The 15,799-nt window shown below is 62.1% G+C and carries 16 protein-coding genes; 3 read left to right on the top strand and 13 right to left on the bottom strand.

Annotation, left to right across the window (positions count from 1 at the left end; all coding sequences use genetic code 11):
* Position 1: 1 nt before the first annotated feature.
* The 4 genes from ACTJKM_RS06515 to ACTJKM_RS06500 all read right to left on the bottom strand — a co-directional run bounded on the left by ACTJKM_RS06515 (position 2) and on the right by ACTJKM_RS06500 (position 4,618).
* Positions 2–1,246: an O-antigen ligase family protein gene (locus tag ACTJKM_RS06515; RefSeq protein ID WP_058329380.1), complete on the bottom strand. Its 1,245-nt coding sequence runs from the start codon at positions 1,244–1,246 to the stop codon at positions 2–4.
* Positions 1,243–2,616, bottom strand: coding sequence for an undecaprenyl-phosphate glucose phosphotransferase (locus tag ACTJKM_RS06510; protein WP_440660099.1), 1,374 nt, complete (start codon positions 2,614–2,616; stop codon positions 1,243–1,245). Before ACTJKM_RS06510 ends, ACTJKM_RS06515 begins: the two co-directional genes overlap by 4 nt.
* Positions 2,617–2,864: 248 nt before the next feature.
* Complete coding sequence (locus ACTJKM_RS06505) at positions 2,865–4,037, bottom strand: glycosyltransferase family 4 protein (RefSeq protein ID WP_057252401.1); 1,173 nt, start codon at positions 4,035–4,037, stop codon at positions 2,865–2,867.
* 5 nt (positions 4,038–4,042) lie between these two features.
* Positions 4,043–4,618, bottom strand: a complete 576-nt coding sequence (locus tag ACTJKM_RS06500; RefSeq protein WP_057252881.1) for a polysaccharide biosynthesis/export family protein — start codon at positions 4,616–4,618, stop codon at positions 4,043–4,045.
* A gap of 204 nt (positions 4,619–4,822) precedes the next feature.
* Here ACTJKM_RS06500 and ACTJKM_RS06495 point away from each other — a divergent pair, with 204 nt between their 5' ends.
* On the top strand, positions 4,823–7,012 hold the full coding sequence (locus ACTJKM_RS06495; protein ID WP_058329378.1) for a GumC family protein: 2,190 nt from the start codon (positions 4,823–4,825) through the stop codon (positions 7,010–7,012).
* Positions 7,013–7,067: 55 nt separating this feature from the next.
* On the opposite strand, the gene ACTJKM_RS06490 is transcribed toward ACTJKM_RS06495, so the two are convergent.
* From ACTJKM_RS06490 to ACTJKM_RS06480, 3 genes are all read right to left on the bottom strand, one after another.
* Positions 7,068–8,312 carry a GNAT family N-acetyltransferase gene (locus ACTJKM_RS06490; RefSeq protein ID WP_058329466.1) on the bottom strand — a complete coding sequence of 415 codons (1,245 nt, stop codon included), beginning with the start codon at positions 8,310–8,312 and terminating at the stop codon, positions 7,068–7,070.
* A gap of 153 nt (positions 8,313–8,465) precedes the next feature.
* On the bottom strand, positions 8,466–9,206 hold the full coding sequence (locus tag ACTJKM_RS06485; protein ID WP_058329377.1) for a metallophosphoesterase family protein: 741 nt from the start codon (positions 9,204–9,206) through the stop codon (positions 8,466–8,468).
* Positions 9,207–9,239: 33 nt separating this feature from the next.
* On the bottom strand, positions 9,240–9,452 hold the full coding sequence (locus ACTJKM_RS06480; protein ID WP_057252395.1) for a DUF2842 domain-containing protein: 213 nt from the start codon (positions 9,450–9,452) through the stop codon (positions 9,240–9,242).
* 174 nt (positions 9,453–9,626) lie between these two features.
* Between ACTJKM_RS06480 and ACTJKM_RS06475 the strand changes: the two genes are divergently transcribed.
* Positions 9,627–10,730, top strand: a complete 1,104-nt coding sequence (locus ACTJKM_RS06475; protein ID WP_058329376.1) for a COX15/CtaA family protein — start codon at positions 9,627–9,629, stop codon at positions 10,728–10,730.
* A gap of 77 nt (positions 10,731–10,807) precedes the next feature.
* Here the strand turns inward: ACTJKM_RS06475 and argC are convergent, their stop codons facing one another.
* From argC to ACTJKM_RS06460, 3 genes are all read right to left on the bottom strand, one after another.
* Positions 10,808–11,740, bottom strand: a complete 933-nt coding sequence (gene argC, locus ACTJKM_RS06470; protein ID WP_058329375.1) for an N-acetyl-gamma-glutamyl-phosphate reductase — start codon at positions 11,738–11,740, stop codon at positions 10,808–10,810.
* A gap of 151 nt (positions 11,741–11,891) precedes the next feature.
* Positions 11,892–12,854, bottom strand: coding sequence for an agmatinase (gene speB / locus ACTJKM_RS06465; RefSeq protein ID WP_057252389.1), 963 nt, complete (start codon positions 12,852–12,854; stop codon positions 11,892–11,894).
* Positions 12,855–12,981: 127 nt separating this feature from the next.
* Positions 12,982–13,773, bottom strand: coding sequence for a phenylalanine 4-monooxygenase (locus ACTJKM_RS06460; RefSeq protein ID WP_058329374.1), 792 nt, complete (start codon positions 13,771–13,773; stop codon positions 12,982–12,984).
* 115 nt (positions 13,774–13,888) lie between these two features.
* On the opposite strand from ACTJKM_RS06460, the gene ACTJKM_RS06455 reads away from it, so the two are divergent.
* Positions 13,889–14,362: an Lrp/AsnC family transcriptional regulator gene (locus ACTJKM_RS06455; protein ID WP_057252385.1), complete on the top strand. Its 474-nt coding sequence runs from the start codon at positions 13,889–13,891 to the stop codon at positions 14,360–14,362.
* A 30-nt stretch (positions 14,363–14,392) separates the two neighbouring features.
* Here the strand turns inward: ACTJKM_RS06455 and ACTJKM_RS06450 are convergent, their stop codons facing one another.
* From ACTJKM_RS06450 to rplM, 3 genes are all read right to left on the bottom strand, one after another.
* The gene (locus ACTJKM_RS06450; protein WP_058329465.1) at positions 14,393–14,731 is read right to left on the bottom strand and encodes an antibiotic biosynthesis monooxygenase family protein; all 339 of its coding nucleotides are present in this window, start codon (positions 14,729–14,731) and stop codon (positions 14,393–14,395) included.
* A gap of 105 nt (positions 14,732–14,836) precedes the next feature.
* Positions 14,837–15,304, bottom strand: a complete 468-nt coding sequence (gene rpsI, locus ACTJKM_RS06445) for a 30S ribosomal protein S9 (RefSeq protein WP_057252381.1) — start codon at positions 15,302–15,304, stop codon at positions 14,837–14,839.
* Positions 15,305–15,306: 2 nt separating this feature from the next.
* Positions 15,307–15,771 (bottom strand): 50S ribosomal protein L13, encoded by a 465-nt coding sequence (rplM, locus tag ACTJKM_RS06440; RefSeq protein ID WP_058329373.1) that lies wholly within the window; start codon positions 15,769–15,771, stop codon positions 15,307–15,309.
* Positions 15,772–15,799: the final 28 nt, after the last annotated feature.

The following is a 15,799-nucleotide window of genomic DNA, read 5'->3' as shown; positions in this document are numbered from 1 at the left end:
ATCAGGAGCTCCAGCCGGCGCGTGCCTGCCGGCGATGGCGGTATTCGAGAGCGGCACATCCCCAGATGATGCCGAGGAGCAGGTAGAAATGGCGCCAGTGGTCGGTATCGATGACATTGCCGACGCCGACATGGCCGAGAACGGCGACCCAGGCGATCATCAGGTAGGTTTGCCAGGGGCGGTTGAGCAGCAGGAAGCGGAAGCCGATCGAAAGCGTCCAGATGATCAGCGTGACATAGCTGATGAAGCCGAGCCAGCCGTAGGAGGTCAGCGACTTCAGCCAGACATTGTGCTCGTCTTCCGGGAAGATTGTGCTGAAGACCATCGGCCCGATCCCGAGCGGCTTCTCCATCGACATCAGGAAGCCCAGGCGATGGCGGTCGAAACGGCCGAGATGCCCGCCGTCATAATCCTGCACGAGTTGCGACCGGCTGGAAAAGAGGGTTGCGACTTGCTCGGATTGAAGGGCGACGAGAAGAGCGCCGACGACCATAAGCCCGCCGACGAGCGCCAGCACGAGGATCCTGAGGCGGAAGAGGCCGCTGCGTTCCTTGAGCAGCATGACGAAGACGAAGGCGACGACGCAGAAGAGGTTGAGCGCCCAGGCCGCACGCGAAAACGACAGGAAGACACCGAGCGCGAGGATCATCAATGCGGCGATCTTCGGTGGTGCCTTCTGGATCGGCTGCGTCAGGATGCCATGGATCAGATACATGGCCGGCACCGAGAGAAACGGTCCGAATACGTTGGGGTCCTGAAAGGCGCCCTTGGCGCGGCCATAGAGTGTGAAGTTCTCCGCGCCCGGAACTGCGCCGAAATAGCCGAGAATGCCGAGCAACGCGGTAATGATGGCCGCTGCCACCCAGGCATTGAAGATCAGCCGCAGGCGCTCGTGGCGGTCTTCGATGATCGCGGCGTAGAACACCGACGATAGGGCAAGAAAGCCGGAGACCGCCATGTACATCGGGCCCTTGGTCAAGTCGACCATGACCGTCAAGGACAGGATGCCGCCCACCATGAACAGCGTCAGGAGCGCGAGCAGGGGAGCGACACTGCGGGAAATCTTGAGACCGAAGAGCGCCCACAGGCCAATGAGCGCGACCAGGAACAATTCATAGGGCGCGGGCTCGAAGATGACGAAGCCGGAGAGAAATACGGCGAACGCCACGAGCCCGGAGCCAAGCAGCGAGAGCGCCGCAAGCTGGGGACGAGCGATCGGGAACCGGCCTGTCTCGACGGTGCTCAATAGGCGTTCTCGGTGTTGAGAAGCCGGAAAGGTGTCAGGAACAGGATCTTGAGATCGAAGAGCAGCGACCAGTTTTCGATGTAGTGGAGATCGAACGCCGTGCGCAGGCGGATCTTCTCATCATTGTCGATCTCGCCGCGCCAGCCATTGATCTGCGCCCAGCCGGTAACGCCTGGCTTGACGCGATGGCGAGCGAAATAGCCTTCGACGACGTCGGAATAGGTCCGGTTCTGGGTCTGCGCCGCGACGGCGTGCGGACGCGGCCCAACGAGCGACAGTTCGCCTTTCAGCACGTTGAAAATCTGCGGCAGTTCATCGATCGACGACTTGCGGATGAAGCGGCCGACCGGCGTGACGCGAGGGTCGCCCTTGGTCACGGCGTTGCGTGCCGAAGGGTCGCTCATATGCGTATACATCGAGCGGAACTTGTAGACCTCGATCGTCTCGTTGTTGAAGCCGTGCCGCTTCTGCTTGAAGATGATCGGGCCGGGAGAGGTGGCTTTGACCGCGATGGCGGCGCCCAGCATGATCGGCCATAGGAGCACCAGGGCAACCAGGCTGAAGAAGATGTCGAAGCCGCGCTTGGCGACCGAGTCCCAATCGGCGATCGGCTTGTCGAAGATGTCGAGCATGGGCACATCGCCGACATGGGAATAGCTGCGCGGACGGAAACGCAGATTGTTGGCGTGGGCCGCGAGCCGGATGTCGACCGGCAGGATCCAGAGCTTCTTGAGGAGCTCGAGAATGCGTTTTTCCGCCGTCAGTGGCAACGAGATGATCAGCATGTCGATGCGCGCCAGGCGCGCGAACTCCACGAGCTCGTTGACCGTTCCAAGTTTCGGATAGCCGGCGATGACGTTCGGCGAGCGGCGCTCGTCGCGGTCGTCAAATATGCCGCAGATACGGATGTCGTTGTCGGGCTGATCCTCAAGCGTGCGGATCAGGTCCTTCGCCGGCTGGCCGCCGCCGACGACGACGGCGCGGCGTTCCATCGTGCCGTTGCGGGCCCAGTGGCGAATGGAATAGGCGATGAAGGCACGTTCGGCAACGAGAAAGAGCGCGCCACCGACGAACCAGCCGCCGAACCAGACGCGGGAATATTGGTGGCCGGATTTCAGGAAGAAGAGGGCGATGGCAATCCCACCGAAGGCGACCGCCCAGGCCGCGAGAATGCGCGGCATCACGCGCAGACAGGCGCGCAATGCAGGGATCTGGTAGGTATCGGCGATCTGCATCGCGGCAACCGCCAGCGCCGAGCCTCCCATCAGTATCGCCAGATAGAGCGGCAATTGCTCGAAGCCCGGTTGAACGTAGAGCGCGTTGATCGCGTAGCCGATGGCGAAGAGCGCGCTGAACTCGAAGAGCCGCATCAGCCCCATGATCATGGCCGGCGAATAGGTGTCGGCCCGGAACTGTTCGGCGATTTGCCGCGCCAGCGGATTGAGTTCTGCAGACGGCTCGCCGCTCGGCATCTCGCCCGGCGCACGGGAGCGGATTTCCGAAATCTTCTTGCGAAGCGCTTCGGGATCGAATGAATCCGGGCGGTCAAACTTGTTCATGGCTGTCTTCCGGCGCTGAAGTCCCTCAGTCCGGATAGCAGAAAGCCACTAAGAAACGCTTACGTTGTAGACGACACGCTATCCGTGGACGGCTGGTAACGGCACAATTCCCGGTAGAGCTCTAGCATATCGGACGACATTACCGAAGCGGCGAATCGCGATTTGAATGTGTTCGGCTCAGGCATGACCCGCACCGCCCAGTCCTTCTCGCTGATCGAGCGCGCCATGATGGCGGCCAGTGACTGAACGTCGGCCGGTTCGGCGAGCGCGGCGCTGGCGGCCCCCAGTATTTCCGGGATGCCGCCGACACGGCTGGCAATGACCGGCTTTCTCGCCGCAAGCGCCTCGAGGACGATGTAGGGCATGGACTCGGCCCGCGAGGGAACGACGACGTTGCGCGCCAGCGTAAACGCCTCACGGGTCTTCATCGCCGGTTGCATCCTGATACGGCGGCTCAGACCTTGCTGCAGCATCAGTTCGCTATATTCCTGCTGCTGTGGGCCGTCGCCAATCATCAACGCCGAAAGCGGTCGCCCGACGAGGCGCTCGGTCCGCGCGAACGCCTCCACAAACAAATCGGGACCCTTCAGGTCCCGCATCATGCCAATATAGAGAAAATCGACAGCATCCGGCCGAGGGGCGATCACCTCGAACTCCCCGTCGTCGATCCCATTGTAGATCAGTTCGTGCCGTACACGTGGCGCACCGACCTTGGTGAAATAGGTCTGGCGCTCGAAGTCGCAGACAAAAACGAGCGCATCCGCGAGCCGCTCCTGAACCCGTTCCAGCGGGAAGACAAGCCGCCCGATCAGGGAGCGGCGGCGATAGTGGAGGCTCCCCCCGTGCGGGGAATAGAGGCGGGCTACGCGATACCTGTTGACCCGCAAGGCTGAACCGATGAGGCGGGCAATGGCGCCACCCTTGGCGCCGTGCCCATGCAACACATCCGGTCGCAAACTTCTGATTTCCTTGTAGCCGCGCCATAGCGCGGCAAGATCCGACGGCCCGACTGAGCGGTGAATCGGCATGCGAACGAGGCCGAGCGCCAGATAGGGCCGGATCTCGTCGAACAGTGAATCCTCGTGACTACCCCCGGTGGTGCTGTCGCAGAGAATGCCGACCTCATGGCCGGCGCGGGCGTGCGCCTCGGCAAGATCGCGCACATGGCGGAAAATTCCGCCGACGGGCGATCTGAAACAATGGATGATGCGCAGGGGACGCTGTTGCTGCATCGAGATCAGAACAGGCGTTCGCGGACGTAGATCGTATCGCCGGCGAGAACCGCGTCGGTGATCGGAACGCGGCCGGTGATGATGCGGCCGTTGATCTTGCGGGTAATGTCGGCGTTGGATTGGTTGGCGCGCGGCGAGAAACCGCCGGCGACGGCAATCGCATTCTGCACCGTCATCCCGGGCACGTAGGCATATTGTCCGGCCTGGCCGACTTCACCCATGATGAAGACCGAGCGGTAGCGATCGACCTCGATCGTCACGTCGGGGTCGCGCAGATAGCCCTGGCGCAACTTGGCGGCGATCATGCCTTCGAGCTCCGGCAGGGTCTTGCCGCGCGAGGCGACCGTGCCGATCAGCGGAAACGCGACGTAACCGGCCTGGTCGACCGTATAGGTGCCGCTGAGGCCAGCCTGTTCGAAGACGTTGATGCGCAGGCGATCGCCGCTGTCGAGGCGGTAGGGCTGGATGGTGGCTTCGCTAAAAGCCTTCGGCGCCGGCTGGTAGCTTGTGCAACCGCTGAGCAACATCGACAGCACTGCCGCCGTGATCGCGAGACCTGTCTTGATAGCTGCGGTTGACATGCGGTTCATAGGCTCCGGAAACGACCCACCTTTTCAGACGTTATCGATCCGTTAGGGTTAATAGCCGGTAAACTCGCGGTAGAATTTTTGCGCCGTATCGCTGCAACGGGGAGGGGTTTATCACCCGGAGGTTGATCGTATTAACCCTTGCGTTACCATGTTCGTTTACCCTCCGGCAAAATTTGAGGGTTCGGAGCCAATAGCATGTCGGGAAGCGGCAGCGGTCAACAGGATGTGGATATCGACCTCGGCGGCCTGTTTCGCGCTGTCTGGGATCGGCGCGTCAAGGTGTTGCTCGCAACAGCCTGTGTGACAGCACTCGCCTTCGGTGCGGCAAAGATGATTGCGCCGGACTATCAGAGCGAAACCCGCGTGCTGATCGAATCGCGCGAGCCGGAGTTCAGCGGCCCCAATCAGTCTTCGCAGGCCGGCGCCGATCGTGTCTTCGACGAATCCGGGATCTTGAGCCAGGTGCAGGTGCTGCGTTCGGCGGACCTCATCAAGCAGGTCGCGCGCAATATGAAGCTCTATGAGCTGAAGGAGTTCGATCCATCGGCAGCACCCTCGGCGCTTTCGGATCTTCTCGTCATGCTCGGCCTCAAGAAGAACCCCTTGGAGATGCCGCCAGAGGAGAGGGTGCTCAAGGAATTCAACGACAAGCTCCAAGTCTATCAGGTCGAGAAGTCCCGCGTGATCGCGATCGCCTTCACCTCGAAGGACCGCCAGCTCGCGGCCGCCATTCCGAACGAAATGGCGAAGGTCTTCCTTACGTTGCAAAGCGGCGCCAAGCTCGACACCAATTCCGAGGCGACCCGCTGGCTGGAACCGGAGATCGCCAATCTGCGCGAGAAGGTGCGGGATGCGGAAGCGAAGGTTGCCGCCTACCGCTCTTCGTCCGATCTGTTGCCGACCGGCGAGACCGAGAATTTCGCGACGCGGCAATTGACCGATATTTCGACCGAGCTGACCCGGGTGCGCGGCGAGCGCGCCAATGCGGAGGCACGCGCTGCCGGCGTGCGCTCGGCCCTTGCAAGCGGCCGGGCGGCGGACACGATCACCGACGTCGTCGGCTCGCAGATGATCCAGCGGCTGAAGGAGACCGAAGCGAATCTGCAGGGGCAGGTTGCCGACCTTTCGACGACATTGCTGGATGGCCACCCACGCCTGAAGGCACTGAAATCGCAACTCGAAGGCATACGCGGACAGATTCGCAGCGAGACCCGCAAGATCCTGGCGAGCCTGGAAAACGAGGCCAAGGTCGGCGAACTGCGCGAGCGGCAGCTCGTCCAGCAGCTGAACGCGCTGAAGGCTCAGTCCGCACAGGCCGGCGAGGAAGAGGTGGGACTGCGTGCGCTGGAGCGCGAAGCGACCGCGCAACGTCAGTTGCTCGAGACCTATCTCGCACGCTACCGCGAGGCGACGTCGCGCACGGTGGAAAATGCGACACCCGCCGATGCACGTGTGATTTCAAGCGCGGTGGTTCCCACGAGCGCGAACTTCCCGAAAGTGCTGCCGATCACGATCGTTGCCGCCCTCGCGACGTTCCTGTTGAGCTGCGTCGTGATCATGCTTGGCGAACTGTTCAGCGGCCGGGCGCTGCGTCCGGTTTCGGCAACCGGCGAGCGGCTGGCACCGGTTCTTCCGCGGCCGGCCTTGGCTGCAAGCGCCACCGATATCCCGATCATGGCAGCGGATAGGCAGCCTGAAGTGGCGCCTGTCACCGAGGATAATGATGCAGTCGAACTGGTGCCGGCGGCGCAAATTCCGGCTGCAGATACGGACACCGTGGAGGCTGCCGCCGAACCGGACTTCTCGATCGAGGCGGTGGCGGAACATCTTCGCGCCACCGGCGCGCGTGTTGCGATTTCGGTGTCGCCGGGCGGAGACGAAGGATCGACCGCAACCGTGATGCTGGCGCGCTTGCTGGCTGAGGACGATATCAAGGTGGTGCTGATCGACCTGACCGGTTCGGCCTGCCCGACGCGCCTGATGGCGCGCTCGCCGCAGCTTCCCGGAATAACCAACCTGCTGGCGGCTGAGGTGCCCTTCACGGATACGATCCACGCCGACCGCTTCTCCGATGCTCACGTCATTCCCCAGGGCGATGCGGATCCGCGGCAGGCGATGCGGGGCATCGAACGGCTGAAGATGATCATCGACGCCCTGACCAACGCCTACGATCTCGTTCTAGTCGAGTGCGGCCCGGCGGACGAAATGGCTGTCGAGAAGATTGCCGGCCGCGATGGCGCAGAGATCATCCTCTCGGCGCCGTCGGTCAGTGATGAGCGGATCGTCGAGGTTCTGACCGGTTTCGGTGCGGCCGGTTATCGCGACATCGTTCTCATGACCGGGCAGGCAGCCGATCCGGAGTATCCTGACCGGGATGCCGCCTAACCGACGACGGCGTGTCGAAAGCGAGAAGTCAACGCGGGCTGCTGCTGTTCGGCCTTCAGTCCCCGGTGCTTTGTGCACCGATTTTGCCTTGCCTGAACCGCCTCGCTCGCTGCAGGCGGGCGTAAACGGCCTTGTTCGACTTCGCCGCTGCCTTTGCGCGTACGACAAGGTGATGGCGCAGGGCGGCAAGGCGCCCCGGGAGGGTCACCGGTAATGTAATGTCACGCAACGGCGTCTCGATCGTGCACCAGGATCGCTTGTAGGGTTGGTCGCCGACACCGAAATCGAACAGGCGCACGCCTTGCGTCGAGAGGCGTTCGATCATCCGATAGAACAGCAATTCACCCGGACTTGCTTCGCCTGCCAGCGTCTCGTCGATCGAGCCGAATTGGCAGATGACATGGTCGCCCTTGAGCGAAATCCCGGCGACGGCAACGACCTGCCCGTCACGTTCTCCTCTAAGCCGGATGGCGTTGAGCTGCATGAGCTGTGGGTTGCCGTGCTGATGGGAGGCAAGCGCATGGAAGAAGGCCTGTGTCTCGGCGTCCTGAAAGACGTCGGGAAGGCCGAGTGTTGCGAAGCGCGTCGCCTTCTGCCGGAAGAAGGTATCGAGCAACGCCTGCGCCTCGCCGGGGGTGCGGGCGATCACGTAGTCGTAGCCGCCCATCTCCGTCAGTCGTCGTTCGGAGATGCGCATCTTCTTGCGGCGGCGCTTGGCGTTGATCTGCGCCAGTGTGAGTTGAATGCTGCCGAGGAGGGGCAGCTGGAATGACGAATTGGGGTTTGCGACGCCTGGAAGTGCGGCAAAGGGGCTGACGCCGCCACGCCACTCGCTCGGCATCCGGTCGAGCATGACGACATCCGCAAGGCCGCGGAGCGCCGTTCGAATATCCCGGGCCAAGGCGTGGGCCAGTGCCGGAGTCATGACTGCGGAGGCGCCGTCGACAAAGAGCCCCGTGTTGAGGTTGCTGTGTTCCGTTCCGATCAGGCGGGCTGTTCGAAACAGGCGCCCGTGCCTGAGTTCCAGCGGCAGAATGAGGAAAAGCTCGCCATCGAACGCAACGCGCAGCAGCAAGAGATCGCTTCCGTGCGTCTCTGCCCAGGCACGGCACCAGTCGTAGGCATGATGCAGCGAGTTGCCGGCAAGACCGTCGAGCGAACGCCATTCGGCCTCCAGCGGCTCCATGGCGCGGTGGATCGAAATATCGAAGCGGCGCGTGACATCGGACGGACCCACACGCATGGACGCGCGCGGGCGACGGTCGCCGGAGCCTTCCATGGTCAGATCGGAGTTCGTCATCGAAGGTGCCATCCGGTCCCTGTTGCCGAGCGATTGAACCTCAAGCCGGCTACGATCCGTTTAATGCGATAGCTCTTATGAACGGCATTTGAGAATAACCCGGGAACGCAGTTAGCAAAGCGTGAAGCGTTGCCGGGCCAGCGGCGCGGCCGTTCAGTCGAGAAAGCCCGTGGCCAGTGCCTTTGCCCATTCCAGCCGGTTGCGACTGGCTGCGAGCCGGGACATCGTCATCCAATCATAGGGAACGTTGCGGAACGTGACGCCCCATCCTGACGGCGTCTGCTCGACGACGGCGTAGCGTGCGTCCGGCGAACCCGCCTCGACCTTGTGCGGCACAGGTTGGTCGTCGTCATAACCTGGGCAGCCGACGCTGCCGGGATTGACGACGAGGCGGCCGTCTGAAAGGCGGACGGCGCGCTGGATATGCGTGTGCCCGCAAAGGATGACCGGATAATTGATGCCGGCGGCTTCAGCCTCGATTGCCGAACGCGGCGCCATGTGGACGGTGCCGTCGGTCGTCAAAGCCTCTAGCCAGTAGGTTTCATCGTTCGTCGGCGTCGCATGGCACAGGAAGAACGTTTCCCTGTGGACGTGCGCGACGGGCAGGGTGGCCAGCCATTCGCGGTGCTCCGGCTGCAATTCATCGTAGGCAGAGCGATCCGATAACCCCAGGTCCCGGGGGTCGACTGTCAACAGATAGCGATCGTGATTGCCTCGGATCGAGGGGATCGCGCGCTTCATGAGGATGTCGGCAGTGCGCGCTGCATTGAGCGGGCCGCTCACGTGATCGCCGAGGTTGACGATGTCGGTGATACCGAGCGCATCGATGTCGGCGAGAACGGCCTCGAGCGCGAGATCGTTGCCATGGACATCGGCGATGACTGCAAGTCTCACGGGCGTCTCCTCGAATGGCCGCTGCGCTTTGGCTCAGCGATCGCGAGCCGGCTTTTCCATCCATTTGATAATCAGCATGGCTGGCAATATCCAGAGCAGGCCGGTGAAGAAGAAGTAGGCCAGATGCACCCACCAGGGTGCGGCGCCGAGCAGCAGCGAGGCAAAGGTGACGGCAGCCAGTGCGTAAACGACGACGAGGATGATGATCAGGATCGTGCCGATCAGCTTTCTGAGGCGTACGGGCATTTCACTTCTTTCAGATGGCTTGCATGGGCGCGGACCGACCGCGACGGCATGCCGCAAAGGTTTCGGTCTTGTTTTGCATGCCGCTCTGGTGCAAATCAACGGCTTTCCGAAAGGTGCGACCGTTGATCCGTCCGGTCGCGCCGCCAACAACCCTGCGATACCAGAGGCAAAATAATGGCCGGCGTCGAAATGGCGACAGAACAGATGCTTCGAAACGAGATCGGCAAGACCGAGCGCAACCGCCGGCAGATCCGCGGCTGGCTCGCCGTCGTTATTTTCACGCTCTTTGCGCTCGTGCTTGTCGGTGGTGCAACACGCCTCACGGAATCGGGGTTGTCGATCACCGAATGGAAGCCGATCCACGGTGTGATCCCTCCGCTTTCGGCCGCCGAGTGGGAAGAAGAGTTCCAGCTCTATCAGCGCATTCCGCAGTACCAGCAGATGAACAACGGCATGACGGTTGACGAGTTCAAGACGATCTTCTGGTGGGAATGGGCGCATCGCCTGCTGGCCCGCACCATCGGGATCATCTTCGCTCTGCCGCTCGCGTTCTTCTGGCTGACCGGCCGGGTCGAGCGCAAGCTCCGGATGCCGCTTCTCGGCATCCTCGCCCTTGGCGGCTTTCAGGGTTTCATCGGCTGGTGGATGGTTTCTTCCGGCCTCGTCGAGCGCACAGAGGTCAGCCAGTATCGGCTGGCGACGCACCTCGTCATTGCCTGTCTGATCTTCGCCTCTTGTATGTGGATCTTCCGTGGGCTCAGTCCGCATTCCAACGACACGGCGCCCACGGATCGTTCGCGCAAGATGGCAATGATCATCGCCATCTTCAGCCTGTTCCAGATCTATCTCGGCGCGCTCGTCGCCGGCCTCGACGCCGGCTTCAGCTACAACACCTGGCCGCTGATGGATGGAGCGATCGTTCCGCAGGACCTGTTCCTGCAGCAGCCCTGGTGGATCAATCTGTTCGAGAATCCGAAGACGGTGCAGTTCGTTCACCGGATAGGCGCCTATGTGCTGTTTGCCTTCGCGCTGATGCACATGATTGCCTCTCTGAGGGCTGCTCCTGAGACGACCCATGCGCGGCGCTCTGTGCTTCTGTTTCTGCTCGTCTCAGCCCAGGCGGTCATCGGCATCACCACGCTGGTGCTGCAGGTGCCGATCGGCTGGGGCGTGCTACACCAGGGCGGTGCCCTTGTCGTGCTCGGTTTCGCCATCGCCCACTGGCGTGGTTTCTACGGCGAATATCCGCGGCCGACGGCGATCGAGCTGCGCGACTGACGCTTCAACATATGTGATAAAAAAAGACCCCGACGAGCGGCTCGCCGGGGTCTTTTGTTTTTCCAGGCTGCCGCCGATCAGGCCGACAGCATCAGGTCCATGTTCTGGACGGCCGCGCCCGAAGCGCCCTTGCCGAGATTGTCGAGCAGGGCGACGAGGTTCACGTGATTGCCGCCGGCGGTGCCGAAGACGAAGAGCTTCATCGTGTCCTTGCCGGCAAGCTCGGTCGCGTCGATGCGCGCGAGCTTCTCGCTTTCCGCAAGCGGCACGACCTCGACGATCGACTGCCCGGCATAGTGCTCGACCAGCGCCGAGTGGATCGTCTCCAGCGTTGCGCCGGCGGCAAGATCCTCAAGATAGAGCGGGACTTGGACGATCATGCCCTGCGCGAATTTGCCGACCGAGGGAGCGAAAATCGGCGCACGGTCGAGCAGGCCGTGCATCTTCATTTCGGGCACGTGCTTGTGCTTGAGCGGCAAGCCATAGAGGAAGTGCGGCGCGCTGATGTGGTCCGCATTGGTTTCGTCTTCCATCTGCGCGATCATCTGCTTGCCGCCGCCGGTGTAGCCGGAAACAGCGTTGACCGTGACCGGGTAGCCGTCGGGCACGATGCCGGCCTGGCGTAGCGGCCGGATCACGCCGATCGCGCCGGTCGGATAGCAGCCGGGATTGGCGACGTGGCGTGCATCGCGGATCTTCTCCGACTGCGCCTTGTCCATTTCGGCAAAGCCATAGGCCCAGTCCGGGGCGATGCGGTGTGCCGTCGACGTGTCGATGATGCGCACCTTGTTGTTGCCGGAAACCATTGAAACCGCTTCGCGCGACGCATCGTCCGGCAGGCACAGAATGGCGATGTCGGCGTCGTTCAGGAGATCTTCGCGCATCGTGGCGTTGCGTCGTTCCGCTTCCGGGATGGAAAGCAGTTCGAGGTCGCTGCGGCCGGCCATGCGCGTGCGGATCTGCAGGCCCGTGGTGCCGTGTTCGCCATCGATGAAGATCTTCGGTTTCATGATTTTCCCGTTCTGTCAGTGATTTACGGATAGTTCCGGAATCATTCTGGCATAGAATTGAATCAATTTCTCAACAGGCCGGCGGACCGCCGCCAGCCCTGTCAGTTCCTATACAAGCAGCCGCCCCTGGTCGCAACGGCGATACGGTTCTTCAGCGCAGCGGTGCGCGTTCCGCAAGTTTCTCCGCATGCAGTCCCAGCATGAACATGGCGACAGTGGCGCCCGCGATTGCGGTGACTTCGGCATGGTCGTAGGCGGGTGCCACTTCGACGACATCGCTGCCGACAATCGTCAGGGCGCCGAGCTTGCGCAGCACCGAGAGGATCTTGGCGCTCGACGGGCCGCCGGCAACCGGCGTGCCGGTGCCGGGCGCGTAGGCCGGGTCGAGGCAATCGATGTCGAAGGTGAGATAGGCCTTGCGTTCGCCGACCTGCCGGATGATCGTTTCGGCAATCTCGGCAGCACTCATTTCCTCGACGTCATAGCCATAGAGAATGCGAATACCGCAGTCTTCGGGTGCGTGGGTGCGGATGCCGATCTGGATGGACGCGTCGGTATCGATCAGGCCCTCGCGTGCGGCACGTCCGACGAAGGAGCCATGATCGATCCGCCCCCGTTCGTCCGGCCAGGTATCCTGGTGTGCGTCGAACTGCACGAGGGCGAGGGGGCCGTGGATGGCCGCCTGCGCCTTCAGGATCGGATAGGTAATGAAGTGGTCGCCGCCGAGCGTCTGCAGATAAGCGCCGCTTCTGATGATTTTCACCGCTTCGCGCTCGATCGTCGCCGGCGTCTTCGAATGGTTGCCATAGTCGAGCAGGCAGTCGCCGTAGTCGATCGTCGCCATCGCGGCAAAGAGGTCGCGCTCGAAGGGGTACTGCGGATCGTTGTCGAAGATGGCGGAGGCGCGACGGATCGCCTGTGGCCCGAAGCGGGCGCCAGGACGGTTGGACGTGGCGGCATCGAAGGGAATGCCCCAGACGACGGCGTCGATACCCTTCAACTGCTTCGAATATTTGCGGCGCATGAAGGAGAGAATGCCGGCATGCGTCGGATCGGATGCCGCCGATGTGAGTGAGCGCGCCGTCAGCGCATGATCGATTGTCCTGTTGGCCATGTCCCGTCTCTGCTTCAGGGCGGGATGAAGAGAGCCGTGTGCTCGTATCCCGCTCTAACTTGTGGTGGCGAGACGTTGGACAATCGTCGCCGGCAAGGCAAGGCCCTGCCGGCCGATTCTTCCGCGATTACGAAGCCTTGGCTTCGTAGGTCGGGGCGAAGTCGCCAAGCGCCTTCGCTTCAGTGATGCGCGCGGCGATATCTTCCTCGATGATCGTTTCGAGCTGGGCGAAGCTGTCGATCACGTAATAGATAGGCTGCACGATATCGATGCGATAGGGCGTGCGCAGCACGGTCATCAGGTCGAACGGCCGGAACTCGACACCTGGTGTCTCCATGGCGTTGCGCGTCTCGTTCGGCGAAGAGACGATGCCTGCGCCGTAGCAGCGGCGGCCCTTCGGCGTGTTGATCAGGCCGAACTCGACGGTGAACCAGAAGATCCGGAACAGATGCCAGGAGTAACCTTTGCCGAGCGAAGCGGCCTTCTCGCCGAAGCGACGGACGAAGTGGGCGTAGCTCTGGTTGGTGAGCAGCGGGCAGTGCCCGAAGACTTCGTGAAAGATGTCGGGCTCTTCGATGTAGTCGATATGCTCACGCCGGCGGATGAAGGTCGCCAGCGGAAACTTGCCCTGGGACAGAAGCTCGTAGAAACGGGACGGCGGAATGAGCGCCGGCACGCCTTCGACGCCGAAGCCGGTGGTTTCCGCAAGACGGCGGTTCACGTCCTTCAGCTGCGGCACATGATACGGCCCCAGGTCGAGCGTCTTTGCTCCTTCCAGATATTCGTCGCAGGCCTTGTCAGCGAGAAGCTTCATCTGCCGCTGATAGAGCTCGCCCCAGATCGCATCTTCTTCCGGGGTGTAAAGATATGTGCCGTCAGGCTCCGGTAGCTTGGCGGTGTATGTGCTTTCCTTGGTCATGACGTCTCCTCATGTCGTCAGAACAACTCTTTCTGTTGCAATTGTATCGCTGATGGAGCGAGTATTTGTTTCAGAGTTGTCAGGTCGTCGCTTGTTGGCGAGAGGAAATTTCGCTATGCCGCCCGATGTGAAGGAAAATTTCCAGCCGTTGCGCAAATTGTTGCGGCTGATTCAAGCCGATAGCGGTCAGTCGCTGTCGGAGCTGGCGGAAAAGGCGGGCATGTCGCAGAGCTCGGCTTGGCGGCGGCTGCAGGAACTGGAGACGGACGGGGTCATCCGTAAGCGTGTGGCGCTTCTCGACCCGGCAAAGCTGGATCTGAAACTCTGCATCATCGCTCACGTGACGCTGGAGGATCATCATGACGAGGCGATCGCAGCCTTCTCGGCGTTGGTGCGCGATCGGCCGGAGATCATGGAATGCTACGCTTTATCCGGCACCTTCGATTACATGCTGAAGATCCGGGCCACCGACGTCGAAAGCTACGATGCCTTCATGACGCGCTACCTGATGCGCAACCCGCATGTGCGCACGGTCGTGTCGAGCTTCGTGTTGCGTGAACTCAAGTCGACGACGGAACTGCCGATCTGAAGCGGTTCGGTCATGGCGACTGCCGGGACCCTATGAGCGCTCGAACCCGTATTGCCGCTCGATCTTGCCGACGCGCACCTGGTAGTCCTCGTACCAGCGCTCGCGGCCGAGCCGCTGGGCGGTCAGATGCCGGACGTCACTTTTCCACGCCACGATGCTCTCCTCGTCCGCCCAATAGGAATTGGTGATGCCGAAGCCATCAGCACCGCGCACGCTTTCGAGCCCGAGAAAACCTGGCTGTTCGCGCGCCAGCCTCTCCATCTCCGTGCCCATATTGTCGTAGCCGTGATCGCCGGCCGTCCGTCGCGAGGAGAATGTCACGATGTAGTAGGGCGGCTCTGGGGTCTTGGCGACGGGGGAACTTGCCATGCTGTGCCTCGGAGGATCGATGCTGCGGGATACGGTGGGGGCGATGATAACAAAAAAAAGGCGGAGCAAAGCCCCGCCTTTCCAAGTGTCGCAGTTTGGAAGCGATTAACGCTTCGAGAACTGGAACGAACGACGTGCCTTCGCACGGCCGTACTTCTTACGCTCGACCACGCGGCTGTCGCGGGTGAGGAAGCCACCGCGCTTCAGAACGGAGCGCAGGCCCGGTTCGAAGTAGGTGAGGGCCTTGGAGATGCCGTGACGAACGGCACCGGCCTGGCCGGAGAGACCGCCACCGGCGACCGTCGCGTCGATGTCGAACTGGCCGTCACGGGCAGCTGCGACGATCGGCTGCTGCAGGATCATCTGCAGAACCGGACGAGCGAAGTAGTCGAGGTACGGCTTGCCGTTGATGGTGATCTTGCCCGAGCCGGGCTTGACCCATACGCGGGCAACAGCGTTCTTACGCTTGCCGGTCGCGTAGGAGCGACCCTGGGCGTCGACCTTCTTGACGTGAACCGGAGCAGCCGGTTCCGCGGTCGTGGCGATGTCCTTGAGAGCGGAAAGGTCGGCCATTATTAGGCGCTCCTTGTGTTCTTGCTGTTCAGCTTGGCGACGTCGAGGACGGCCGGCTGCTGTGCTTCATGCGGGTGGTTGGCGCCTGCGTAAACGCGCAGGTTCTTCATCTGGCGACGGCCGAGCGGACCACGCGGAACCATGCGCTCGACGGCCTTCTCGATGACGCGCTCCGGGAAGCGGCCTTCGATGATCTGGCGCGCGGTGCGCTCCTTGATGCCGCCGGGGTAGCCGGTGTGCCAGTAGTACTTCTTGTCGGTGTACTTCTTGCCCGTCAGAACTGCCTTCTCGGCGTTGATGACGATGACGTTGTCGCCGTCGTCAACATGCGGGGTGAAGGTAGCTTTGTGCTTGCCGCGCAGGCGGTTTGCGATGACGGAAGCGAGGCGACCAACAACGAGGCCTTCGGCGTCGATGATGATCCACTTCTTCTCCACCTCTGCAGGCTTCTGAACGAAGGTTGCCATATCTAAACTCTTTCTTTGGACCCGGGCG

Origin of the sequence: Ensifer sp. 22460 (assembly GCF_052044935.1) — a bacterium.
Taxonomy (GTDB): Bacteria; Pseudomonadota; Alphaproteobacteria; order Rhizobiales; family Rhizobiaceae; genus Ensifer.
Note: the sequence above shows the minus strand (reverse complement) of the source record. Positions and strands in the feature narration are given on the sequence as shown.

What these genes read in the sequence shown, in the direction of transcription:
- ACTJKM_RS06510 (WP_440660099.1), bottom strand. Translation starts at nt 2,616, where the DNA reads ATGCGGCTCTTCGAGTTCAGCGCGCTCTTCGCCATCGGCTACGCGATC.
- ACTJKM_RS06505 (WP_057252401.1), bottom strand. Translation starts at nt 4,037, where the DNA reads ATGCAGCAACAGCGTCCCCTGCGCATCATCCATTGTTTCAGATCGCCC.
- ACTJKM_RS06500 (WP_057252881.1), bottom strand. Translation starts at nt 4,618, where the DNA reads ATGTCAACCGCAGCTATCAAGACAGGTCTCGCGATCACGGCGGCAGTG.
- ACTJKM_RS06495 (WP_058329378.1), top strand. Translation starts at nt 4,823, where the DNA reads ATGTCGGGAAGCGGCAGCGGTCAACAGGATGTGGATATCGACCTCGGC.
- ACTJKM_RS06490 (WP_058329466.1), bottom strand. Translation starts at nt 8,312, where the DNA reads ATGACGAACTCCGATCTGACCATGGAAGGCTCCGGCGACCGTCGCCCG.
- ACTJKM_RS06480 (WP_057252395.1), bottom strand. Translation starts at nt 9,452, where the DNA reads ATGCCCGTACGCCTCAGAAAGCTGATCGGCACGATCCTGATCATCATC.
- ACTJKM_RS06475 (WP_058329376.1), top strand. Translation starts at nt 9,627, where the DNA reads ATGGCCGGCGTCGAAATGGCGACAGAACAGATGCTTCGAAACGAGATC.
- argC (WP_058329375.1), bottom strand. Translation starts at nt 11,740, where the DNA reads ATGAAACCGAAGATCTTCATCGATGGCGAACACGGCACCACGGGCCTG.
- speB (WP_057252389.1), bottom strand. Translation starts at nt 12,854, where the DNA reads ATGGCCAACAGGACAATCGATCATGCGCTGACGGCGCGCTCACTCACA.
- ACTJKM_RS06460 (WP_058329374.1), bottom strand. Translation starts at nt 13,773, where the DNA reads ATGACCAAGGAAAGCACATACACCGCCAAGCTACCGGAGCCTGACGGC.
- ACTJKM_RS06455 (WP_057252385.1), top strand. Translation starts at nt 13,889, where the DNA reads ATGCCGCCCGATGTGAAGGAAAATTTCCAGCCGTTGCGCAAATTGTTG.
- ACTJKM_RS06450 (WP_058329465.1), bottom strand. Translation starts at nt 14,731, where the DNA reads ATGGCAAGTTCCCCCGTCGCCAAGACCCCAGAGCCGCCCTACTACATC.
- rpsI (WP_057252381.1), bottom strand. Translation starts at nt 15,304, where the DNA reads ATGGCCGACCTTTCCGCTCTCAAGGACATCGCCACGACCGCGGAACCG.
- rplM (WP_058329373.1), bottom strand. Translation starts at nt 15,771, where the DNA reads ATGGCAACCTTCGTTCAGAAGCCTGCAGAGGTGGAGAAGAAGTGGATC.